General features: G+C 67.7%; 22 protein-coding genes. 9 read left to right on the top strand and 13 right to left on the bottom strand.

Annotated elements, in window-relative coordinates:
- Positions 1-7 precede the first annotated feature (7 nt).
- Entirely contained in the window at positions 8-463 is a 456-nt protein-coding gene (locus ACFWZ4_RS03665) for an SUF system Fe-S cluster assembly regulator (protein WP_439701349.1), read from the bottom strand.
- Positions 464-552: 89 nt separating this feature from the next.
- Positions 553-1,827, bottom strand: a complete 1,275-nt coding sequence (locus tag ACFWZ4_RS03670; protein ID WP_439703361.1) for a nucleotide sugar dehydrogenase — start codon at positions 1,825-1,827, stop codon at positions 553-555.
- Positions 1,828-1,958: 131 nt separating this feature from the next.
- Between ACFWZ4_RS03670 and ACFWZ4_RS03675 the strand changes: the two genes are divergently transcribed.
- From ACFWZ4_RS03675 to ACFWZ4_RS03685, 3 genes are all read left to right on the top strand, one after another.
- Positions 1,959-2,465: a hypothetical protein gene (locus ACFWZ4_RS03675; RefSeq protein WP_439703362.1), complete on the top strand. Its 507-nt coding sequence runs from the start codon at positions 1,959-1,961 to the stop codon at positions 2,463-2,465.
- A gap of 63 nt (positions 2,466-2,528) precedes the next feature.
- Positions 2,529-2,825 (top strand): hypothetical protein, encoded by a 297-nt coding sequence (locus tag ACFWZ4_RS03680; RefSeq protein WP_439703363.1) that lies wholly within the window; start codon positions 2,529-2,531, stop codon positions 2,823-2,825.
- Between the two features lie 8 nt (positions 2,826-2,833).
- Positions 2,834-3,388, top strand: a complete 555-nt coding sequence (locus tag ACFWZ4_RS03685; RefSeq protein ID WP_439703364.1) for a sugar O-acetyltransferase — start codon at positions 2,834-2,836, stop codon at positions 3,386-3,388.
- Between the two features lie 24 nt (positions 3,389-3,412).
- Here the strand turns inward: ACFWZ4_RS03685 and ACFWZ4_RS03690 are convergent, their stop codons facing one another.
- The 3 genes from ACFWZ4_RS03690 to ACFWZ4_RS03700 form a co-directional block, all read right to left on the bottom strand.
- Positions 3,413-4,138, bottom strand: coding sequence for a glutathione S-transferase family protein (locus ACFWZ4_RS03690; protein WP_439703365.1), 726 nt, complete (start codon positions 4,136-4,138; stop codon positions 3,413-3,415).
- 81 nt (positions 4,139-4,219) lie between these two features.
- Positions 4,220-4,858: a glutathione S-transferase family protein gene (locus tag ACFWZ4_RS03695; protein ID WP_439703366.1), complete on the bottom strand. Its 639-nt coding sequence runs from the start codon at positions 4,856-4,858 to the stop codon at positions 4,220-4,222.
- Between the two features lie 169 nt (positions 4,859-5,027).
- Positions 5,028-5,576, bottom strand: coding sequence for a hypothetical protein (locus tag ACFWZ4_RS03700; RefSeq protein ID WP_439703367.1), 549 nt, complete (start codon positions 5,574-5,576; stop codon positions 5,028-5,030).
- Between the two features lie 125 nt (positions 5,577-5,701).
- On the opposite strand from ACFWZ4_RS03700, the gene ACFWZ4_RS03705 reads away from it, so the two are divergent.
- From ACFWZ4_RS03705 to ACFWZ4_RS03715, 3 genes are all read left to right on the top strand, one after another.
- A complete protein-coding gene (locus ACFWZ4_RS03705; protein WP_439703368.1) occupies positions 5,702-6,364 on the top strand; it encodes a glutathione S-transferase family protein in 663 nt (220 codons plus the stop codon).
- A gap of 16 nt (positions 6,365-6,380) precedes the next feature.
- On the top strand, positions 6,381-7,097 hold the full coding sequence (locus ACFWZ4_RS03710; RefSeq protein WP_439703369.1) for a DUF899 family protein: 717 nt from the start codon (positions 6,381-6,383) through the stop codon (positions 7,095-7,097).
- A 339-nt stretch (positions 7,098-7,436) separates the two neighbouring features.
- Entirely contained in the window at positions 7,437-7,622 is a 186-nt protein-coding gene (locus tag ACFWZ4_RS03715; protein WP_439703370.1) for a hypothetical protein, read from the top strand.
- On the opposite strand, the gene ACFWZ4_RS03720 is transcribed toward ACFWZ4_RS03715, so the two are convergent.
- Together ACFWZ4_RS03720 and ACFWZ4_RS03725 are read right to left on the bottom strand one after the other, a co-directional pair.
- Positions 7,593-8,393, bottom strand: coding sequence for a hypothetical protein (locus ACFWZ4_RS03720; protein WP_439703371.1), 801 nt, complete (start codon positions 8,391-8,393; stop codon positions 7,593-7,595). The two genes, ACFWZ4_RS03715 and ACFWZ4_RS03720, sit on opposite strands and share 30 nt — an antisense overlap.
- A 134-nt stretch (positions 8,394-8,527) precedes the next feature.
- Positions 8,528-9,520: an alpha/beta fold hydrolase gene (locus ACFWZ4_RS03725; RefSeq protein WP_439703372.1), complete on the bottom strand. Its 993-nt coding sequence runs from the start codon at positions 9,518-9,520 to the stop codon at positions 8,528-8,530.
- Between the two features lie 240 nt (positions 9,521-9,760).
- Here ACFWZ4_RS03725 and ligD point away from each other — a divergent pair, with 240 nt between their 5' ends.
- Positions 9,761-12,319 (top strand): DNA ligase D, encoded by a 2,559-nt coding sequence (ligD, locus tag ACFWZ4_RS03730; protein WP_439703373.1) that lies wholly within the window; start codon positions 9,761-9,763, stop codon positions 12,317-12,319.
- Positions 12,320-12,358: 39 nt separating this feature from the next.
- Here the strand turns inward: ligD and ACFWZ4_RS03735 are convergent, their stop codons facing one another.
- Positions 12,359-13,042, bottom strand: a complete 684-nt coding sequence (locus tag ACFWZ4_RS03735; RefSeq protein ID WP_439703374.1) for a hypothetical protein — start codon at positions 13,040-13,042, stop codon at positions 12,359-12,361.
- 226 nt (positions 13,043-13,268) lie between these two features.
- Here ACFWZ4_RS03735 and ACFWZ4_RS03740 point away from each other — a divergent pair, with 226 nt between their 5' ends.
- Positions 13,269-14,111, top strand: coding sequence for a class I SAM-dependent methyltransferase (locus tag ACFWZ4_RS03740; protein ID WP_439703375.1), 843 nt, complete (start codon positions 13,269-13,271; stop codon positions 14,109-14,111).
- A gap of 65 nt (positions 14,112-14,176) precedes the next feature.
- Here the strand turns inward: ACFWZ4_RS03740 and ACFWZ4_RS03745 are convergent, their stop codons facing one another.
- The 4 genes from ACFWZ4_RS03745 to ACFWZ4_RS03760 all read right to left on the bottom strand — a co-directional run bounded on the left by ACFWZ4_RS03745 (position 14,177) and on the right by ACFWZ4_RS03760 (position 18,072).
- A complete protein-coding gene (locus tag ACFWZ4_RS03745) occupies positions 14,177-15,757 on the bottom strand; it encodes a tetratricopeptide repeat-containing diguanylate cyclase (RefSeq protein ID WP_439703376.1) in 1,581 nt (526 codons plus the stop codon).
- Between the two features lie 213 nt (positions 15,758-15,970).
- A complete protein-coding gene (locus ACFWZ4_RS03750) occupies positions 15,971-16,237 on the bottom strand; it encodes a hypothetical protein (RefSeq protein WP_439703377.1) in 267 nt (88 codons plus the stop codon).
- Positions 16,238-16,334: 97 nt separating this feature from the next.
- Positions 16,335-17,165: an SAM-dependent methyltransferase gene (locus ACFWZ4_RS03755; RefSeq protein ID WP_439703378.1), complete on the bottom strand. Its 831-nt coding sequence runs from the start codon at positions 17,163-17,165 to the stop codon at positions 16,335-16,337.
- 97 nt (positions 17,166-17,262) lie between these two features.
- Entirely contained in the window at positions 17,263-18,072 is an 810-nt protein-coding gene (locus ACFWZ4_RS03760; RefSeq protein WP_439703379.1) for a hypothetical protein, read from the bottom strand.
- Positions 18,073-18,299: 227 nt separating this feature from the next.
- Here ACFWZ4_RS03760 and ACFWZ4_RS03765 point away from each other — a divergent pair, with 227 nt between their 5' ends.
- A complete protein-coding gene (locus tag ACFWZ4_RS03765) occupies positions 18,300-18,959 on the top strand; it encodes a helix-turn-helix transcriptional regulator (RefSeq protein WP_439703380.1) in 660 nt (219 codons plus the stop codon).
- Between the two features lie 61 nt (positions 18,960-19,020).
- On the opposite strand, the gene ACFWZ4_RS03770 is transcribed toward ACFWZ4_RS03765, so the two are convergent.
- The gene (locus ACFWZ4_RS03770) at positions 19,021-20,886 is read right to left on the bottom strand and encodes a hypothetical protein (RefSeq protein ID WP_439703381.1); all 1,866 of its coding nucleotides are present in this window, start codon (positions 20,884-20,886) and stop codon (positions 19,021-19,023) included.
- Positions 20,887-21,173: the final 287 nt, after the last annotated feature.

A 21,173-nucleotide genomic window follows, 5' to 3' on the forward strand; every position in this document is an offset into this window, starting at 1 on the left:
TTCTCAGTCACGCGTGGGTCCTGCCCTTCAGTTCGCTCAGCGCCACGGTGGCGACCGCCGGGCGCGGCGGTTGCAGCATGTCGGCCAGGCTGACCGCGCGCAGCGCGTTGTCCAGCACGCTGCTGATGCGCCGCCAGCTGCCGCGCACGCCGCACTGCGACTCGCGGTCACACTGCCCTTCGACGCTGCATTCGGTCATGCCGATCGGCCCTTCCATCGCCTCCACGATCTGCGCCAGGCTGATCTCGCGCGCCGGACGCGACAGGCGATAACCGCCATTGACGCCGCGGAACGACTCGACCAGGCCCGCGTGGCCCAGCGACTTCAGGAGCTTGCTCACGGTCGGCAGCTCCAGCCGCGTTTCATCGGCGATCTGCGCCGTGCTGAGCACGTCGTGCGGGTGGGCGGCGATGCAGGTCATCACCACCGCGGCATAGTCGGTCAGGCGGCTGACGCGGAGCATGGGGAAAGCCTCGTCAAATCCAGACCAAAATGGTACGGATTAGGCGAGTCGAGGTCAACCGGACGCCACGGATACTCTGAAAGGCGCCCCTACAACCGCCCGTCCACGGCCTGCTGCGGCAGCACCGACTTCACGTCGTAGATCACCGCGCCCGGCTTCCCCAGCGCGCGGATGCGTTCGGCGCCCATCGCCTGGAACTGCCGGTGCGCCACCGCCACGATGATCGCGTCGTAGCCCTCGCCCGGCTGCTCCACCGGCCGCACGCGGTAAGCACGTTCGGCCTCGGCCGCATCCACCCAGGGGTCGTACACGTCCACCTTCGCGGCCGAGGACTCCAGCTCGCGCACGATGTCGATCACCCGCGTGTTGCGCAGGTCCGGGCAGTTCTCCTTGAAGGCGAAGCCCAGCACCAGCACGCGCGCGTCGACGATGTGCAGGCGTCGTTCGCTCATCAGGCGGATCACGCGGTCGGCCACGACGCTGCCCATGCGGCTGTTGATCCGCCGCGCCGCCAGGATCAACTCCGGGTGGTAGCCAGTGACCTCGGCCTTGTGGGTGAGGTAGTACGGGTCCACGCCGATGCAGTGCCCGCCGACCAGGCCCGGCCGGAACGGCAGGAAGTTCCACTTGGTGCCGGCCGCGGTGAGCACTTCCTCGGTGTCGATGCCGAGACGGTGGAAGATCAACGCCAGTTCGTTGACCAGCGCGATGTTGACGTCGCGCTGCACGTTCTCGATGACCTTGGCCGACTCGGCCACGCGGATCGAGGAGGTCTTGTGCGTGCCGGCGCGGATGATCGTGCGGTAAAGCGCATCGACCCGTTCGGCCGCCTCCGGCGTGGAACCGGAGGTGAGCTTGACGATGTCGGTGACGCGCCGCGCGTGGTCGCCTGGGTTGATGCGCTCCGGGCTGTAGCCGCAGAAGAAGTCGGTGTTGAAGGTCAGCCCCGAGCCCTCGGCCAGCAGCGGCACGCAGACTTCCTCGGTGGTGCCCGGATAGACCGTCGATTCGAACACCACCAGGTCACCGCGCTTGAGCTGCGGCCCGAGCATGCGGCAGGCCGCTTCCAGCGGCTTGAGATCAGGCCGCTGCGCCTCGTCGATCGGCGTGGGCACGGTGACGATGTAGACGTTGCAGCGAGCCAGGTCCCCCGCGCGGTCGGTGAACGACAACCGGGTGGCGGCGCGCAACTGTTCGGGCGAAGTCTCCAGCGTGTGGTCGTTGCCGCCGCGCAATTCGGCCACGCGTGCGGCATCGATGTCGTAGCCCAGCGTGTCGAAATGGCGCCCGAATTCCACTGCCAGCGGCAGGCCGACGTAACCCAGTCCGATGATGCCGATGTGCGCGGAGGTGTTGGGGTCCATGGTTCCTGGCAGGCAAGGTGAAATGCGCTGAGCGTACAGGATGCCGCCAGCTCCAGTCCGGGGTCGGCCACACGCGACAGGAGGCGTTGCGTTCGCCCATCATCGACGCCCGCCGCCCGAGCATGCGCTGCATGGACGATACCCGCCTCCCCGCGATTCCCTGGCCCGGCTTCTCGCCGGAACGCGCATTCGTGCTGCCGCTTCCGGCCGGGCGGATGGCCACGTCCTTCGGCGACATATGCGAGATCGACGGCGTGCGGTTGCGACGCAAGTCCGAGTTCCACGTCACCGTGCTGAGCCGGGACATGTCGCGCGCGGCGGCCGACGGCCCTGGCGAAGCCGCGCTCCGCGCGCTGTACGAATCGCTGCCATGGACGCCCCGCCGCACCGGCTGCTATGCCCTGCTGCACACGGCCAAGCCGACCGATATCGGCATGCTCGACTGCTGGTCGCTGATCGAACACCTGGACCTCCCCGCGATGCACGCCTTCCGCGGCGAGCTTGCCCGCCAGCTCGGCCCGGGGTTCGCCGATCCGGTGCCACACGTGACCCACTACGTGCGCGGCGATCCCAACGGCATCGGCGTGCCGGATGCCCGCGCGCTGGCCTTGCTGCGGGTGCGCGAGGTGACGCCCTGACCGTCACCCGGCCCGCACGGGCCGGGGGCGACACTGGAATCGTCCCACAGCGAGGTCAGCCTCATGCAAGAACCGATCGAACCGGGCTTCATGGTGTTCGTCGCCGATGGCGAACTGGGCGTTGGCGCCGTGCGGGAGGTGCATCCCAGCAGCCGGGAGCTGATCGTCAACATCCAGAACGGCGGCGACTTCACGCTGCCGGCCGATGCCATCCGCGACGTGCACGAAGGCAAGGTGATCCTGGACGTCGACCACCTGCCGCAGGCCGTGCGCGAGGCCCTCAGGCACCCGCATGCCGCCGAGTACCCGGATTCGGTTTACGCCGCGACCGATCCGAAGGAAGGCGCATTGAAGGACTGACCACCGGCGTGCGCAGCGAAAAGGAAAAGATGCTGGCGGGCGACCTCTACGACGCCAGCGCTCCGGAGCTGCAGGCGGAACTGGCCGCGAACCACCGCTGGCTGGCCCGCTACAACGCCACCCTGGCGGAGGGCGCGGAACGCTGGCACACCCTGCTAAAAGAACGCCTCGCCGCGGTCGGCGATGGCGCGGTGATCCGTCCGCCCTTCCACTGCGACTACGGTTTCAACATCCATCTGGGCGCCGGCGCCTTCCTCAACTTCAACTGCGTGATCCTGGACGTGGTGGCGGTGCACATCGGCGAGCGGACGCAGATCGGCCCGGGCGTGCAGATCCTCGCCGCCGACCATCCGCGCGATCCGGCCAAACGCTCCACCGGCCTGGAATTCGGGCGGCCGGTGCGGATCGGCAGCAACGTCTGGATCGGTGCCGGCGCGCTCATCCTGCCCGGCGTCACCGTCGGCGACGATGCACTGGTCGGTGCCGGCAGCGTGGTCACCCGCGACGTACCCGATGGCGCCACGGCCGTCGGCAATCCGGCGCGCGTTCGCGATCCGCGCTGACCGGGTCGCCTGCGCGCGCCAAGCTCATTCCGGCCACGGATGCCCGGGATAGTGGCGCCGCATCATGCGGGCGACATACGCGGCCAGGTTGGCGTGCGCCTCGGCGACGCGCCGCAGCGGGGTGTCGAAGAACGGGGTAAGCACGCAGGCCAGCATGCCGAAAGCGGTGGCATCGACGCCGCTGGGCGCGTCGCCCATCAGCCAGGGCTTGTCGTCCAGGAGCGTGGCGAGTGCGTCGATCGAGCGCGTGCCCAGTTCGGCGATTCCCTCGGGCGCGTGCCGGCCCAGGCCTTGCGCGTACAACTCCGACTGCTTGCGCGCTTGCAGGTCGCGCCGCAGTTGCTCGCGCTGATCCTCCGGCGCCGTATCGGCGAAGTGCGCCGGCCCCTTGGCGAAGTTCGCCGGTTCCAGCCAGCGGAACCACACCATGGCGAAATACAGGTGGTCTTCGAGCATGCGTTCGATGGCCCAGGCCTGCGCGCGCTGCGGCGCATCGAGGCCGGCGTCCAGATCCACGCCCCGGGTGCGCTCGATGTACGCGCGGATGAAGGTCGAGTCGGCCACCACCACGCCGTGATCGTCGATGTAGGGCAGCTTGCCCTTGGGTGCCTCGGGCGGAATCGCGGAAGCGCGCTCGTAGGCCACCTGCGCCATCTGCAGTTGCACCTCGGTCTTGAGCACGAACGGGCTGGTGTCGGGCAGGTCGAAGCCGGCGCGGGTGGCGTACAGGGTCAGGTTCGAGGCGGACATGGGCGGCTCCGGGGAAAGTGCCGCGCAGCATGGGATGGGCCTGCTGACAGCATCGTGTCAGCAGGCCAGGCCCGAACCCCGTCAGCCGGGCGCCGCCACGTCGAACGCGTATGCCGTGCGCTGCGCGGCGGGCCGCTCGCGCCAGGCCGCGGCGAAGGCGGCCAGGTGGCCGTGCGGGGCGAGCGGCAGCGTGTCGCGGAACGCCAGGTGTTCAAGCAGGCAGAACAGGGATGTTTCGAGCAGGCTCAGGTCGCGCGGCGGAAGCGTCTGCAGCACCGATTCCAGGTTTGCATCCAGCCACGCCAGGGCGTTGCGGAAACCGTCGGTGGCCTTGGCGAAGTACACGCTTTGCGCCGGCAGTCGCGCCACCTGCATGCCGAACACCAGCTGCACCTGCGCGCCCATGCCGTGCCAGATGAGCTCCTGGGCGTTGCGCGCACGCAGGTCGGGCAGTTGTTCGGTCCAGAGGATGCGTCGCGGCTCGCTCGCTCGCGCGGCGAACGTGCGGCAGATGTTCTCGGTGCCGAACACCGGCCCTTCCCGCAGCACCAGGACCGGCAGCTTCAGCGCCGGATTGCCGGCGTAATCGGCCGGGTCGCGCGAAGCCAGGTCGTAGACGGGAGCAAACAGATAGGCGATGTCCAGCTCCTCGGCGAACATCCGCGCAAGCCGTGTGAAATGGGAACTGCTGCGGCCGACGAGGCGGGGCTGGTCGAGCATGGGGGCGTCCATGGGGGCGGGATCGCGCCAATGTAGGACAACGCCCGTCTTCGCCGCATCCAGGCCCGCCATCGCAACCGGCGGCACGGCGGCGTCGCCAAATCACGGCCGTGGTCGACGGCCGGGCTTCACCGTCGATTCCGATCCCCCCGGAAAAGGATTGCTGGGCTCAGCGATGACCCGGCGGATGCGACGGGGGACGGCTGGCGGGCTTGCTGGCGCTGTTCTGGACCGGTGGGTAGTAACGCTGCGACGGGGTGGGCCAGTAGTAGCTGGGCGGCCGCCGGAAGAAGCGCTGCCGCGCCGAATCGGCGCTCTGGCTCCTCAGTGCCAGCCGGTGGCCATCGACGTGCACCCAATACCAGGAGCCCGGTGGCACCGGCGAAGTGGACACGTACACGAACTTCGCGTCGAAGTTGCCGTCGGGCCGCGCCATCGTCTGCAGGCCGAGGTTGATCACGAACTGGCTTGCCACCGGACGCCCGTGATCGTTCGCCGGCTTGGTGATCATCTCGTCCAGCGTCTGGCGCAGCAGGCGGTCATAGCGCGGCGCCAGTTCGACCGAGGGCGATACCTGGGTGACCTTGCCGTGGCTGTCCACCTGCACCAGCACGGGCAGGACCTTGGGCGTGAACTGGTTGATCGACATCGAGGTCGCCAACGCGCCTTGACCGGCGGCCAGCGTGCCCAACAGAAGGAACGCACAGAACGGTTTCATGAGGACCTCCGGGGGTTCGTTGCCCTCCGCAGGTGATGGTAGTCCTGCGGCGTCCGGCGTGCCAGCGGGCCTTGTCGATTCCGTCCCCGGTGGTTCGTCGTGGATGCAGACCACTGGAGCGCACCATGCCGTCGAACCTGCCCCGCCTTTACGCCCATCCGTTCTCCTCCTATTCGCAGAAGGCGCTCATCGCCCTCTACGAAAACGACACCGCCTTCGAGTACCGCTCGCTGGAACAGCCGGAAGCCCGCGAGGAACTGGCCGCGCTTTGGCCGATGCGGCGCTTTCCGGTCCTGGTCGACCGGGGCAGCACGATCCTGGAGGCGAGCTGCATCGTCGAGTACCTGGAAATCCACTATCCCGGCCCGGTGCGGCTGATCCCCGCCGATCCCTCGGCGGCGCTGGAGGTGCGCATGCTCGATCGCGTGTTCGATAACTACGTGTCGACGCCGCAACAGAAGGTGGTATTCGACAGCTTGCGTCCGGCAGAACGCCGCGACGACTACGGCGTGACCGAGGCCAGGACCATGCTGGAGACCACCTACGCCTGGCTGGACCGGCACATGGCCGGACGCGAGTGGGCCGCCAGCGAAGACTTCAGCCTGGCCGACTGCGCCGCCGCACCCTTCCTGTTCTACGCCGACTGGACCCATCCGATCGACCCGGCCTTCGCCAACGTGCATGCGTATCGCGCCCGGCTGCTGGCGCGGCCTTCGTTCGCACGCGCGGTCGACGAGGGCCGGCCCTATCGCGCCTATTTCCCGCTTGGCGCGCCCGATCGCGACTGACTCCAAGGAGATCCCGATGACACAAGACCTCGTGCCCGCCGGCGAACTGGCCGCCCGCAACCCTCTGCGCTTTCCCAACGAAAGCGCCGCCTACCGCCATGCGCGCCAGGCCCTGCTCGCGGAAGAAATCGAACTTCGCCGCCACATCGAGCGCGTGGCGGAACTTCGCCGCGCACTGCCTCCCGGCGGGGCGGTCACCGGCAACTACCGTTTCGATGGCGAGAGCGCGCCAACCGGCTTCGCCGGCCTGTTCGGCGACAAACAGACACTGGTGGTCTACAGCTATATGTTCGGCCCGCAACGCAAGCGTCCCTGCCCCATGTGCACCTCGCTGCTCGGTGCATGGGACGGCGAGGCGCGCGACATGGAGCAGCGCATCGCGCTGGCGGTGGTGGCGCGCTCGCCGATCGAGCGACTCGTGGCCTTCAAGCGCGAACGTGGCTGGCGCCACCTCAAGCTCTATTCGGACGTCGACGGCGCCTACAGCCGCGACTATTTCGGCACGGCCGCCGACGGCAGCGACGGCGACCAGGCGGCCATCAACGTGTTCACCCGGCGAGACGGCATCATCCGCCACTTCTGGAGCGGCGAGATGGGCTTCGAATCGGCCGACCCCGGTCAGGATCCGCGCGGCGCGCCCGACCTGATGCCGCTGTGGACCGTGTTCGACTGCACGCCCGAGGGACGCGGCACCGATTGGTATCCCAGCCTCGAGTACGGCGGCCGTCCGTAGGCCGGGCTCAAGCCGGGCGCACTTGTCGTTGTCGTGGGCGACCACCTGGTGGATCGCTACCGACGCTTGTCGTCATGGTCGCCACCATCCCGCGCACCAGTTACCTGGCTGCTGGCTTGGGCGTGATGGCCCTGCTGGAGCCGCGTGGGGCTGCCGCCGGTCCTCGATGTCCTTGGCCTCGCTCGGGTGCGACCGCCTCGCCACGGCGTGGATGGATTACTTGTTTCTAACGCGAACAAGCGCATGGTCGGGAACGATGCCTTCACGGGTCGCCTGCCGAATGGTTGCCCGTCTTCCGCATGCGTGCGGCCTTTCCGTTACCGCTGCAAGGAGCGCCCTATGCCGCACAAGCAACGACCCGTTTCCGTCGCCGACCTGCATGACATCTACGGCGGCGAACGCCCGGCTCCGAAGAGCGAAGGCTCGGCCACTTACCGCAAGGCATCCTTCTCGGTACGGGAGGCCGGCCACCCGGGTGCGCCGCCGCCGCGGCCGCTACCGGACGGAAAGAAACGCATCCGCTGACGCGGTGGCGGGCTCCCCGTCGCAGAACAGCCGCGAGGCGTGCCGGTAGAGATCGAGGTCCAGGGCGTTTTCTTCCTGCAGCCGGGCATAAAGCCCACTGCCGAGTTCCCTCTCGATGTCGCGCAACCGCTCGTCCAGCGTAGCCTTCCTGCCTTCACTGCTGTTGGCCACCGTATGGCGGGTCGACAAGTCACCGACGTGGGGCGAAAGACAGTCGCGCATCTTCTCCAGCGATCGCTCGAACCGCTCCACCAACCCGAAAAACGGCAGCGCAGCCAGGCGGTCGCGGGCCTGCGCCAGGTCGGACGGAGTAGCCTGCGCCGTGCGCATGTCGCGCTCGCGCGCACTCAGGTGGGTGGTCTGGAAGTTGCGGATCACCGCGCCGTTGCCCGGCGTGAGGCGCCACCGGACATACGCGGCAAAATCCTGTTCCCTGGCGATGCGCGCGCCCAGGCTCGGGCTCTGCGGTGGCTGGCGCCGCTCGAATTCGAAGACCGAACCCACGCGGTCGATCGGGTGCCGGAGAAAGACAACCGGATGGAAGACGACCCCTTGCGCCTCCGGAAGGGGAAGGCGGGCCTGATGGCTCGAAATCGCCCGCACGCCCGGGTTGGCCACCGCATAGCCGGCGACATCGTCCGGCGCGAGCGTTTCCCACGGATGGGCGCCCTCGATAGCGCCGCATGCTTCGCCGAAGTGCTGTTTCAGTACCGCGTCCAGCGTGGTACCTGCGTTCTTGAAGAGATGGTAATGAACGACGATGTGCCGCATGGTTCGATCGGTCTGCGCCCACCATCCGCTTCGGCTTCCGCTGTGAACGGACTTGCGGTGGCTGACAAGGCAAGGCCCGCGAGTCTGTGGCTTCGCTCCCGTCGAAGCAAATCCGCGTCTGCCCGCTACGCCGGTCAGCGGTGCTGCATGAACGTATCCATGGCCTGGAGGAACGCCGCTGGCTCCTCCTGGTAGGGGAAGTGCGCACTGCCGGGGAAAACTACCAGCGTTGCCTGTGGCAGACGCCGCGCCAGCGCACGTTGCGGCGCCACCCCGACCGCCCGGTCGTGCGCGCCTACCATCACCAGCGTGGGCATGCGCAGCCGCTCCGGATGGCGCACCGAGTAGCAGATGAAGTTCGATTCGGGCGCCATCAGCGCTGCGCCGATTTCGCCGGTGTTGCGCAGGCCGCTCTGTGCATCCAGCCGCTCCTGTTCCCGCCTGGCGGCCACCACGTGGAACTGCTGGCGATCGTGGAACACGTGTCCGTCCGGCAGCATGGCCGTCCCGGCCCCGACGAAAGCCATGCGCGCGCGGGCCAGCGCGCAGGCATCGCCCGGTGGGACGGCACGCAGCGCCTTGCCGGCATCGGAATGCTCGGCCGCTGCGTAGGCTTCAGGAAACTGCGTGGCCAGCGTCTGCATCCAGCCTTCCATCGCACCCGGCAGATCCACCGCGGCATCAATCAGGATCAGCCGCGCCACGTGATCGGGATACCTCTGCGCGTACTCCACCGCCAGCGTGCCGCCGAAGCTGTGCCCAGCCACCACCATCCGCTCGACGCCCAGCTGATGCCGCAGTCCCTCGATGTCCTCGACCAGCGTCGCCAGCGCATAGTCGCCCCGCCACGGCCGCTCGCTCTCGCCGCTGCCGCGTTCGTCCAGGTAGACCATCGGATAACGCGCATCGAGCGCCTTGCCGGCCGTCATGCGGAAGCTGTAGGAGTTGTAGCCCGGCCCACCGTGCAGGAACAGCACCGGCTCGTCCGTCGACCGGATCGGCCGCGAGGTCCAGTAGGCGAGCCGGACGCCGTTGATCACATCGTCGTGGCGTGCCTCCGAGGCTCGCGCGTGCGATGACGGAGCGATCAGGCCGGCAAGAAGCGCGGCGGCGAACAATAGGCGCATGACATATTCCGTCGATTCAGGTCGCGCAACTTTGCCTTCCGTTGCCGCCGCCTGATAAGTGCCGTTGGTAGTACAGACGCGCTCCACTTGTGGCGGAGCTTCACCAAAGCAGGAACATCGCCCGCGAGTGGCTCTCCTGCATGCACGAGCGTCGGAGGCGTGGCATCGGTACTGCGCTCCACCCGGGATTCACGACGCCGGTGCCACAACGAATCCGGACCACCGTCGCGGAGCCATCGGTTGAGCCTCAGGGAATACGATCGCAAGCGTCGCTTCGACACCACGCCCGAGCCCCGGTCGGAGGGTTCGGCGGCGCAGGGCGGGCGACCGATCTTCGTCGTGCAGTTGCATCACGCCAGCCGGAGGCATTACGACTTCCGGCTACAGGTCGGCGACACGCTCAAATCCTGGGCCTGCCCCAAGGGACCGAGCTACGACCCCAACGTCAAGCGCCTCGCCGTGGAGGTGGAAGACCACCCGATCTCCTACGCCAAGTTCCAGGGTGACATTCCCGAGGGCGCGTACGGTGGTGGCCACGTCGACACCTTCGACAGCGGCGTGTGGTCGACGCAGTACGACCCGGAGGCGCAACTGGAGAAAGGCCACCTGCGCTTCGAACTGTTCGGCACGCGGCTGAAGGGCAGCTGGCACCTGGTGCGCAGCGGCAAGCCGGCAAAGCAACCGCAGTGGTTCCTGATGCACGACAAGGACGCCTACGCCAGCGACGTGGAAGCCGACGACCTGCTCGACGCGCGCATGATCGCCAGCACCCGGGCCGCCGCTGGCCGTTCCGGCGGCGCGAAGGAAGTGGCCGCAACGCTGGACACGCGCAAGCGCAAGAAGGTCCCGGTCGCCGGTCACCCGGCCAGCAAGGCCGGCAAGCTGGCCGCTGGCGCGGAGGGCGCGAAGAAGGCCAAGGCCAGCACCGATTTCTTCAAGCCGGAGCTGGCCATCCTTCGCGAGAACCCGCCGCTCGGCGAGCAGTGGCTGCACGAGGTGAAGTGGGACGGCTATCGCATCCTCGCCACGGTGGTCAAGGGCGAGGTCCAGTTGTGGTCGCGCAACGGGCTGTCCTGGACGGACAGGATCCCCGACATCCGCCAGGCGATCGAATCGCTGGGCGTGGATTCGGCCCGCTTCGACGGCGAACTGATCGCCCTGAACGCGGACGGCCAGGCCGATTTCAACGCGCTGCAGAAAACGCTCTCCGGCGAGGCCAGCGCACCGCTCGCCTACATGCTGTTCGACGTGCCGTACCTGGAAGGCTACGACCTCTCCCGCACGCCGCTGCACGCGCGCAAGGCGATCCTGGAAGCCTTGCTCGAGGATCCGCCCACGCACCTTTCCTACAGCAGCCACGTGGTGGGCAACGGCGACCAGGTGTTCGCCATGGCCAGCGAGCAGAAGCTCGAAGGCATCCTCAGCAAGCGCGTGGAATCGCACTACCGCGCTGGCCGCGGCGACGACTGGCTGAAGATCAAACGCGTGGAATCGGACGAATTCGCGGTGGTCGGCTACACCGCACCCAAGGGCGGACGCCAGGGCTTCGGCGCACTGCTGCTGGCGAAGCCGGCACCGGAGGGCGGCTGGCATTTCATGGGCCAGGTCGGCAGCGGCTTCAGCCACAAGCAGTTGCTGGACCTCAGCCGCACGCTGGCCACCGGCGGAGGCAGCAAGCCGACCGTGCGCAATCCCGAAGACGCCCCGCGCGGCGTGAAGTGGATCGAGCCCACCGCGGTGGCGGAAGTGAACTACCGCGGCATCGGCAACCAGGGCCTGCTGCGCCAGCCGAGCCTCAAGACCATGCGCGCGGACAAGACGCCGGCGGACCTGCACGACAGCGACCGTGCGGCGCCGGCCACCAAGCCAGCCGCGACCCGGCGCAAATCCTCCACGCGCGCGCCGTCGGCGCCCAAGTCGGCGGGCATCACCATCACCCATCCCGAGCGCGTGGTCTATCCGGCCGACGGCTACACCAAGCAGGACGTGGCGGACTACTACCGCACGGTGATGGACTGGTTCCTGCCCGGCGTGATCGACCGACCCACCTCGGTCATCCGCTTCCCGGATGGCATCGAGAAACCCGCGTTCTTCCAGAAGCACATTCCTTCCGGTGGCCTCAAACACGTGGGCAGCGTGAAACTGAAGGAGGAAACCGGCGCCGCCGCTGTCTACCTCTATCCGCAGTCAGCCGATTCGGTGATGGAACTGGTGCAGTACGGCACGCTGGAGTTCCATCCCTGGGGTTCCAAGGTACAGACGCCGGACCTGGCCGACCGCGTGGTGTTCGACCTGGACCCCGGCCCGGACGTGGCCTGGGAGCGCGTAGTCACCGCCGCGCGCCTGGTACGCAAGCTGCTCGCCGACCTTGAGCTCGAATCGTTCCTGCGTACCACCGGCGGCAAGGGTCTGCACGTGGTGGTGCCGCTCAATCCGCCGTCGGACTGGGGCACGGTCAAGCAGTTCGCGCAGGGTTTCGCAGGCGCGCTGGCGGGCATCCATCCGCTGGAGTTCGTCGCGGTCAGTACCAAGTCGATACGCAACCAGAAGATCTTCGTCGACTACCTGCGCAACGGCCGCGGTGCGACCGCGGTGGCCTCCTACTCGCTGCGCGGTCGTCCCGGCGCGCCGGTGGCGGTGCCGCTGCGCTGGGAAGAACTGGGCAAGATCAAAAGCGGCGCGCAGTTCGACATCCGCACCCTGCCTGCCCGGCTCAAGCGCCTGCGCAAGGACCCGTGGGCCGGCATCGACGAGGTCAGGCAGAGCCTGGGCAAGGTGTTCGACAAGCTCGGCGGCTGACGAGGACCCGACGCCATCCGTCGCAAGGGAGCGGCAGTGTCACGGGCGCGTGGGGCGTGCCAGCCAGCGCATTCCCAGCAGCACGCCGGCCGCGCTGGCCAGCGTCACCAGGTGCACCAGCCACGGCGCTCCAGCCACCGTCCCAGCCAGGATACCGGCTTCCAGCAACCGGTTGAGCAGCGGCAGCAGCGGACCGGTGATGGCGATCCCCGCCGCCAGCGCCAGCAGGAAAATCCCGGGCCGCCGTTGCGCACCGGCGAGGGCCCGCCAGGCCACCGCCAGCACGATCACGCAGAACCCGGACACGACCGCCGCCGCCGCGACATGCACCCAGGCGGCATCGGCCTGCGTGCCGGCCCAGGTGCGGGCCACCAGCATCTCGTCACCATGCCCGCTGAGTACGGTCACCAGGCGCGCGAGGGGATTGGCGGCGAACACCAGCGCCAGCCCCGGCCAGGCGCGCCCGCGCCGCAGTGCGAGCGGCGCGCCGATCGCCATCAGCAGGTACGAGAACAGCGGACCGGCCGCTGTGGGCAGCCAACTGTCGCAAGCCTGGATGGACCAGCGGTTGAAATCGCGTTCGGCCCAGCGCCCGCATACCAGCCGCCCGGTCAGCGTGTGTGCGAACTCGTGCGCCTCATGCACCAGCATGACCAGCGGCACCAGCGCGACCAGCCAGCGCCAGGGAATGCGGGTGTCTTCGTTTGTGCGCTGGGTCGGCATGGGTCGGCTCCGGTTGGACTGCCTTGGATGCACGCCGCGGCCGATGCGTTGTAACCGAACCTGCGGGAGCGCACCTGTGAGCCACCGGATGTTGGGGCAAGGCGTGGCATTGGGGCATGGCGGTCGCGGCGGGTGCGTTCCTGGAGAAGGCGGGAATGGCCGCTTTGGCGCCGATTCGCTATGGTCGCGCTCCACGCCGCGGCGCCGCCGCGCCAGGAAGCTTCCCGTGTCGCATTACAGCGGTCCCCTGCTTACCCGTTCGGTTGCCGAGGCGCTGGTCGCTGCACGCGACGCCGGCGCTGGCACCTGGAACGGATCGCTGGACCTGGGCCGCTCGGTCACGGCCGTGCCGTTGCAGCCGGACGCCTGGCAGTGGCAGGGCTCGTATTACCCGTATCCGGCGAAGCTCAAGGACCGCACGATCTATTACTGGGACGGCGAGGCGTTCGCGCCCGTGTCGCGCTTCTCCGGTTCGCTGATCAAGCTGGTGCCGACCGAATGGGGCGCGCCGACATTCGAGATCGACGGCATCAAGATGCTGCCCACCGCGAAGGATTCGCCGGTCGAGGACGCGCGCCGCAAGGTGGCGCTCGTGGAACCGCGGGGCAAGGTGGTGCTCGACACCTGCGGCGGGCTGGGCTACTTCGCCGCCTGTTGCCTCGAGGCAGGCGTGGCGCGCATCCAGTCGTTCGAAAAGAACCCGGACGTGCTCTGGCTGCGCACGATCAACCCCTGGTCGCCGGACCCCGACGCGCCCGCGAGCGGCGGCCGTCTGCACCTGAACCATGCCGACGTGTCCGTCGCGATTGCGCAGGTCGCCGATGCCTCGATAGACGCGCTGCTGCATGACCCGCCCCGCTTCGGCATCGCCGGAGAGCTCTATTCGCAGGCTTTCTACGACCAGCTGGCGCGCGTACTCCACCGCGGCGGCCGCCTGTTCCACTACACCGGCAGCCCGAACAAGCTCACCAGCGGCCGCGACGTGCCGCGCGAAGTGGCCAAGCGGCTGGAGAAGGCGGGTTTCACCGCGCACCTGGCGCTGGACGGGGTGCTGGCAACGCGCCGGTAGTCTTCACGGCGGCGGGCTTCGGACTTGCACGCCGAAGCGACGGCGAAGCCGCAACGCCGCGAAGATCAGAAATGGGCCAGCGCGCTGGCCACTTCGACATCGCCCATCACGCAATTGCGCCCCGCGCGCTTGGCGCGATAGAGCGCCGCGTCGGCTTCCCTGCACAGGCGCTGCACGCCGTAGCCGGAGGTGGCGGTCGAGGCCAGTCCGACGCTGGCCGACACCGTGATGTCGCAGCCGTCCTTGACCACCGGCGTCGCGACGATCGCCGCGCGGATGCGGTTGGCGATTTCCATGCCCTGCTCTCGCGAACATTCGTACAGCAGGATGCCGAACTCCTCGCCGCCCAGGCGGCCGAACAGGTCGATGGGGCGCAACTGGTGCTGGCAGGCGGCGACAGCGCGCTTGAGCACCGTATCGCCCATCGCATGGCCGTGGTTGTCGTTGATGAGCTTGAAGTGATCCAGGTCCAGCACGATCAGGCAGGCATGCCCCACCTTCCTGTCGAGCTGCTGCAGGGCATGCTCTGCCCTGCACATGAAGTGCTGGTGGTTGAGGATGCCGGTCAGGCCGTCCAGCCGCGAAAGCTTCTTGAAGCGCAGCTGGGAACGCTTCAGGCGGAACATCCAGAAGACGATGGAGGCGATGGCCACCAGCAACAGGATGTTGTAGAGCCGGCTGGTTTCGACCGCCTTGGTGGCCAGTGCCTGCTGCAGCCGCAGGATCTTGTTCTGCCTGCTCAGGCTCTCGGTTTTCAGCTTCTGGGCAAGCATGTGCTGCTTGGCCGATTCGTAGGCCAGCGTCCTGGCTCTGACTTCGTCGAGGTATCCGGTGTTCTGGGCGACGTACTTTTCGTAATACGCAAGCGCGGCCGCTGTGTTGCCCTCGCGCTTTTCGATCTTGTAGAGCACGTCGTAAGCATCGGCCAGCCAATCGTTGAAGTTGCCCGGCGGGACCATCGCCACGGCGGCAAGGGCGGCTTTCCTGGCCGCGCCATCGCGGCCCAGCTGGGCGTAGGCCTGCGCCCGCTCCACTTGCGAGGACAGCAGGTGCGGGAAATAGTCATTGGCCCGAACGCTGGGGCCACGCCGATCGATCAGGGCCAGCGCCTTGGCCGGCTGATTCTCCTCCAGGTAAAGGCTCGCCAGGAGGAGCCAAATGGAATTGGACATGACCGGCTCATGCGCGGTTTCGCAGATATCGATGGCGTGCTGCACCACCGGACTGGCGGAGGTCAGTCGCTTGCCGTTGTAGAGCGCCGCGACCTCCCGCGAGAACGGACGGCACAGGTTCTCGCCCGGTGGCACGGCGTCCTCGGCCATCTTTGCGTACTGGATCGCCAGATCGACCTCGCCGGCGAAGTTGAGCGTCTGGGAGAGGTCTGACGCCAGGTAGTACCGGGCCTCTGGATCCTTGATGCGGGGAAAGCTGGCCGCAAGGCTGTTGGCCAGGGTGAAGGCATCCTCATAGCGACGGCTGAGCGTCAGGTTGTTCACGAGCAGGCCCGACGCCTTGGCGGCCAGGAGCTCGTTACCGGAGTGATCGGCCACATCGCGCAGCTGCGATTCCGATTTGGCGTAGTCGCCCTGGAACATCGTTTCCCAGGCGTCGAGATATCGCAGCTGCCATTGTTCGGCTGGGGTCAAGCGCGGCGCTTCACGATGGATCCGGGCCAACATCTCCACGAAGACGGCATGGTCCTTGGTCCGCAGACTTTCGGCCCGGTCGAGGAACTGTCCAGGGTCCGCGATCGTCGCAACCGCCGGATTCGCCTGCGCAAGCAGGCACCAAGCCAAGCCCACCCATGCGGACCAGGAGATAGTGCGGCTTGGCAGCCGTGGCACGGCGAAAGGCCCGTATTACGACTGGGCGGGTGCAGGACCGTCGAGCGGTTCCTCTTCGAGAGGTTGCTCTTCGTGGGCAGGCATCTGGACGGACTGGGGCGACAGATTGGGCTGTTGCCCAAATTCCGCGGACAGCATCGAACGGTCGCGGGAGGCCACCGCTGCCACCAGCGCCGGGGATGCCTGCCCCTGCTCGAGCAGGCGCGCCATCTCGTCCGCGGGCGCATGACGCAACGAGGCGTTGCCGCCAATGGTCTCCAGCAGATCGATCGTGTCCTTCATGTTTCTTCCCCTGTTCGTCAACGGTGATCAAAGCCCTGGGCCTGCAACCGGCTCTGTACGCCTGAACCCCGGGAGCGGCGCGGGGCTTTGGCTAGGATTATCCGACTCTCGCCACGGTGTCCAACTCGTCCAGCTCGGCCAATCGCGCCTGCATTTCCCGGTTCGGCTTGAGCGCGAATGCCGGCGGCAGCACCACGGTCTCCTCGGCGCTCAACGCGGCTCGCGGGAGGTCCTGAAGGGCGACGCGCCGCACCCTCGGCTTCTCGATCGGCAAGGTGGCCGCGCGGTAGATGATGACCTCGTGGTCGGCGGGGTAGTCCCGCCGCAGCAATTCCACCATCAACTGGCGGTATGCCGGGCCGGTGGCAAAACGCCCGAGCGAGCGATCGCCGACCAGGGCGACCTGCCAAAGCACCACATAACCGGCGGGATCGATCCGCCGTTCGTAGAAAAGCAATTGGCTCGCCTCGAAATGCTGGCAACCGAAACGGCCCGGATCGATGCCCAGGTCCGCATACAGGCAGTCCTCGGCGGAGACACCCGGCTCCATGTGCGCTTCGAATCCCTCCACGCGCGCCACCTCGATCGCCTTATGCGGCGACCAGGCAAAAATGCCAGGGTGTCCATAGAAAACCCCGCACACCCGCTTGCCGGCGCGCACTTCGACCATCATCAATTCCACCCACTCGCGATAGGTCTTCAGTCGCGACTTGCCTTCGCGGTAATACGGCTGAAGGCTGCGGACGTCGGGGTGCATGCGCTCGAGCCATTTCTCGACGATGCCGTCGGATAGCCCCGCGAACACCACGTCGGCTTGCTCGATGTGGCTGCGCGCCAGCGGCGTCAGGTGCGAGCCGAGGGTCATGCCCATGCCGACGCAGGCCAGGCTGCCGCGTGTCTTGTGCGCTAGCGCAGAGAACGTATCCATCGCGTGATGGTAAAGCAAACCCGACGCGGCGGCGGGCCGACTTCAATCACGCGCACGCCCCCGGCCATGGACCGGGGGCGTGCGCCAGGCAGTGCGGTCAGTCCAGCGGGACCTTGTAATTGCCGTGGTTGTCGATCGGGCAGGCGCATTCGTTACCCACTTGCTTGGGAGCGAAGTGGTAGCCCGGAATGCGGCTGGTGAGATAGGCGGCCGTCGCCTTGTAGGCATTCAGCCCGTACGGCGGCTTGGCCGAGCCGAAGGTATTGCCGCCGGGCGTGGTGAGCACCTGCCACAGCGTCGGCTGGGCGGCCGAGGGCGTGATGTAGAAGCTGGGTACGACGGTGTCGTTGAACGCGGCGTACTTGTCCACGCCGACCAGGTTCCAGGCATCCTGCGAGGCGTTCTTCCAGAAGCCCGGCGAGCACCAAGCGCCCGGGGTCTTCATCGGCTGGCAACCGTGGCTGACGACCAGCTGCACGTTGCCGTGGGCGACCTCGCCCTCGTACGTGGCCGTCACCGGCAGGCCGACCAGTTTGCTGTAGCGGTAGTACTTGCTCGCGTACTTGAAGGTGCCGCCGACCTGGATCATTTGCACGGTGCGATCCGGCAGGGTCAACGTGGCCGACACCGCGCCATTGGCGGTGAGCACCCAGACCAGATAACCCTGCCCGGTCTGGTAGGGCTGGCCCGTTCCATTCCAGTTGGCGAACAGGCCGGTACCGCCATCGTCGGCATCGTCCTGCCCCGTGAGACCGCAGCGCTCGTCCTGGAGATTGTGCGTGTTGCCGTCGAAGCTGAAGCCCTGACCGGTATAGGTGACGACCGTGGTCGCCCATGCCGGCGCGGCGCCGACCAGGGTCAGCAGCAGGGCCAGCAAGGGCATCCCGAGCAAGCGGGTGATCTTCATGAGCCTGGACTTCATGAGCGTGTACTCCCGGGGACCGCCGCAGCGGGGGAGCGCAGCATGCAGTGCACGCCACGCCGGTTGAATACTCCGAACGGAGTACGCCCACGTCCCGTCCGGCGGAAGGGACAAGCGGAGCCGGCGGCACGGTCCCGCCGTTACACATCCCACTCACGCCACCGAATCGATCCTTCGCGCGGGGACAAGGCGCGGGACCATGGGAGGGCCGCGTGATCAGCATCGTGCTAGGTGGCCCGGACCCTGCCAATCGGCGTGCACTCGCCGCCGGTTTCGAACACTTCGACGAGCTGCGGGTGCTTGGCGACAGCGGCGCGCCGGAGCACTTGTCGATGCTGGTCGCCACCCACCGTCCTTCGGTGGTGGTGATCGAAGCGTGCTGGGCCCACGCCAGTCCCGGACTGCTCGGCTACCTGCTGGCCCGCCCCGCCGCGCCGCGCATCCTCGCCTACGCCGATACGCTGGCGCGACCGGAAGTTCTGGCCACCGTGAAGCTGGGCGTGCACGGTTGCCTGCCCCGCCACGCGCTTCTGCCGGCATGGCGCCGCGCGATCCTGGCCATCCATGCGGGCGATGCCTGGATTCCCCGCGCACTGATGGCCGCGGCCCTGTCCGACTTCAGGCACCTGCTGCAACTGGACCCGCCGCGCGCACCGGGCATCGGACCGCTCACCGATCGCCAGCGCGAGATCGTGCGCTGGGTGGCGCAGGGCATGAGCAACAAGGAAATCGGCCGACACCTGGGGATCAGCCCGACCACGGTGAAGACCCACTTGCACAACATCTTCGAGCGCGCCGGGATCAACGGCCGCCAGCAGCTGGCCGTGCGTGCGCTCAGGACCAACGGCACACCGGCGCAGGAAGTGAACTGAACTGGACGGCGTGGCCGGCGATGGATACGGTTCCCGCGTCCATCGCCGGCCGCGTTCTATCTCAGAGCTGGAGCCGCGAGATGCGCGTGGACCAGTTGCCGAGCGCACCACGCGTGCCACCGCACTGGAACAGCGGCGGGGTCAGGTACTGGGCCAGCGTGCACGAATGCGCGATGTATTCCGAGGCGGTCCAGATCGTGTTGCCCTCGGCCGCCGCCGCGCCGTAGTCACCCCAGCGAGGACGGCCGCCACCCAGGTAGGGAATGCCGGTGAAGCCATCCCACGGCGCCGCACCCGCGGCGGCGATGTGCACGTCGCCGGCGCCGAGCTTGGCGTCGAAGCTGGCATAGCCCGCGCTGGGCCAGTCGTTCGGGCCGACCACGGTGAACGCGATCACGCCGCGACCGCTCTGCGTCACCGCGGAGGTGCCGTAGGTGAGGTTGGCATCCGGCAGCGCCAGCGTTCCGTTGGCGAACACGCCGCCGGACTTCGGATCGATCACGAAGTACGCAACGCCCGATCCATGGTTGCCGCCCTCAAGCAGCACGTCGGTGTCGAGCGTGCCCCACAGCTTGCCGTTGGCGAAGCTGACCTGCTGCATGCGCGAGTCGTTGACCGCGAGCGCACGCGGCGTCGAGTACACGATGTTGGGATAGCCGAGGTAGGTCGGCGCACAGCCGGTGAGTGCGAAGCAGTCGCGCAGCGGTGCGTCGCCGGGCTTCTGTTGCGCGAGGCTGGTGGGCACCGCGTAGGTCTGCACGCCCACCGCAGAAACGTCCAGCGTCAGCGACATGGGCGCGCTGTCGATCGCGCCGGTGTGGGACACCGACCAAAGCCAGATCGTGTTCGACGTGCCTTCATCGTAGAACACCGCGTCGGAGCTCAGCAGGTATTCCGTGCCACCATGCGCGCCGGCGTACTGCCCGCCGGTGGAAATGGCCGGCCACACCGTGAACGCGGGGGCCGGCACGCTCGGGTCGCCGGCATTGAACAGCACCACGTTGGGCGAGGGATCACCCGCCACCAGCGCGCGCTTGGAGATGGCATAGATCTGCGCGCCGTAGAAGCCCGGACCGAACAGCGAGAACTCGTTGGTGGTCAGGAAGATCGCGTTGGCGTCGGCGCCGATGTGCGGATAGTCGCCCAGGCAGAAGCCATCCGTGCATCCGTGGTCCGGCGTGCCGTCAGTGCCGTTGTTCTGCACCGGCAACTGGTAGACCGTCCAGGCCCCGGTCGGATCGGCCGTCTGGCTGACCGCGATGTCCAGGTGGTTGGTGCCCGACAGCGCCGAGGTGGTACCGACGCGATCGAGCGTCAGCACGACGTGGAACCAGCGGCGGGTGTCGGCGTCGTAGTAGCACGACGGGTCGGTGATGTCCGGTCCGTAGGCGCCGGTGGTGCGGTTGATCGCGGCCGGGTAGCCGTAGAACGTGTTCAGGTCGACCGGTCCGACCAGCTCGTTGCCCGCGCGGTCGTAGATAGACAGCACGTCGTTCACGCTTTCCACGACGAAGCCGTTGCCGGCACACAGACCCTGGTCCGGCGGCTCGACCGAGAACTGGTTGCCGTTGTTGGCGTAGCGCTGGTCGTGGAAGTTCAGCCCTTCGAAGCCGCCCGCCAGCTGCGGATGCGACTTCGCGCGTGTCGCATTGCCCATGACGTTCAAGCCGTTGTTGCGATGACCGTGGCTTATGGTGCGGTTCACCACCGGCTCCTGCCCGAGGTCGTCCTCGCCATCACCGGAATCGGCGTCGCCCGCCGTCATCGCCGGATCCTGCTCCAGGCTCGTGAGCGGCGCGCCGCCCACGGGGGTGGTGTGTGGCACGGTGGTTGTGCCTTTCTGCAACTTCAGCGTGACGGGGGTTGCCCCCATCGCACAGGTGGCAAACGCCATCGCCGCGAGGGCGATGAGCAGTCGAGTTTTCATGGACGGTCTCCTGTCAATCCGTGAGTCGGTTAGGTGACCGCGTCCCCCTGACAGGCGCCGCCGTCGATCAGGCCGACGAGCGTCTACGCAAGTACGCACACATGGGTGTGCGTGCGCGGACGATACGCCCGGGTTCGGCTGCTTGCCACAGTATTTTTGGAAGAGTTCGCTCCCATCCAGGAGCGTCCGTAAGGTGGGCGTTACCTCGCCACGTTCTCGGCAAATGCGGCTGGAGAGCTCGAGCCCACCTTGCGGGACGCAGCGGTTGGAGCTTTCGGGCCGCTGAT

It is taken from the genome of Frateuria sp. GZRe12 (assembly GCF_051900535.1).
In the GTDB taxonomy this organism is placed as follows: Bacteria; Pseudomonadota; Gammaproteobacteria; order Xanthomonadales; family Rhodanobacteraceae; genus Frateuria_A.

Bases quoted from the DNA above. Each gene is read 5' to 3' on its own strand.
- ACFWZ4_RS03665 (WP_439701349.1), bottom strand. From the start codon at position 463: ATGCTCCGCGTCAGCCGCCTGACCGACTATGCCGCGGTGGTGATGACC.
- ACFWZ4_RS03670 (WP_439703361.1), bottom strand. From the start codon at position 1,827: ATGGACCCCAACACCTCCGCGCACATCGGCATCATCGGACTGGGTTAC.
- ACFWZ4_RS03675 (WP_439703362.1), top strand. From the start codon at position 1,959: ATGGACGATACCCGCCTCCCCGCGATTCCCTGGCCCGGCTTCTCGCCG.
- ACFWZ4_RS03680 (WP_439703363.1), top strand. From the start codon at position 2,529: ATGCAAGAACCGATCGAACCGGGCTTCATGGTGTTCGTCGCCGATGGC.
- ACFWZ4_RS03690 (WP_439703365.1), bottom strand. From the start codon at position 4,138: ATGTCCGCCTCGAACCTGACCCTGTACGCCACCCGCGCCGGCTTCGAC.
- ACFWZ4_RS03695 (WP_439703366.1), bottom strand. From the start codon at position 4,858: ATGCTCGACCAGCCCCGCCTCGTCGGCCGCAGCAGTTCCCATTTCACA.
- ACFWZ4_RS03700 (WP_439703367.1), bottom strand. From the start codon at position 5,576: ATGAAACCGTTCTGTGCGTTCCTTCTGTTGGGCACGCTGGCCGCCGGT.
- ACFWZ4_RS03705 (WP_439703368.1), top strand. From the start codon at position 5,702: ATGCCGTCGAACCTGCCCCGCCTTTACGCCCATCCGTTCTCCTCCTAT.
- ACFWZ4_RS03710 (WP_439703369.1), top strand. From the start codon at position 6,381: ATGACACAAGACCTCGTGCCCGCCGGCGAACTGGCCGCCCGCAACCCT.
- ACFWZ4_RS03715 (WP_439703370.1), top strand. From the start codon at position 7,437: ATGCCGCACAAGCAACGACCCGTTTCCGTCGCCGACCTGCATGACATC.
- ACFWZ4_RS03720 (WP_439703371.1), bottom strand. From the start codon at position 8,393: ATGCGGCACATCGTCGTTCATTACCATCTCTTCAAGAACGCAGGTACC.
- ACFWZ4_RS03725 (WP_439703372.1), bottom strand. From the start codon at position 9,520: ATGCGCCTATTGTTCGCCGCCGCGCTTCTTGCCGGCCTGATCGCTCCG.
- ACFWZ4_RS03735 (WP_439703374.1), bottom strand. From the start codon at position 13,042: ATGCCGACCCAGCGCACAAACGAAGACACCCGCATTCCCTGGCGCTGG.
- ACFWZ4_RS03750 (WP_439703377.1), bottom strand. From the start codon at position 16,237: ATGAAGGACACGATCGATCTGCTGGAGACCATTGGCGGCAACGCCTCG.
- ACFWZ4_RS03755 (WP_439703378.1), bottom strand. From the start codon at position 17,165: ATGGATACGTTCTCTGCGCTAGCGCACAAGACACGCGGCAGCCTGGCC.
- ACFWZ4_RS03760 (WP_439703379.1), bottom strand. From the start codon at position 18,072: ATGAAGATCACCCGCTTGCTCGGGATGCCCTTGCTGGCCCTGCTGCTG.
- ACFWZ4_RS03770 (WP_439703381.1), bottom strand. From the start codon at position 20,886: ATGAAAACTCGACTGCTCATCGCCCTCGCGGCGATGGCGTTTGCCACC.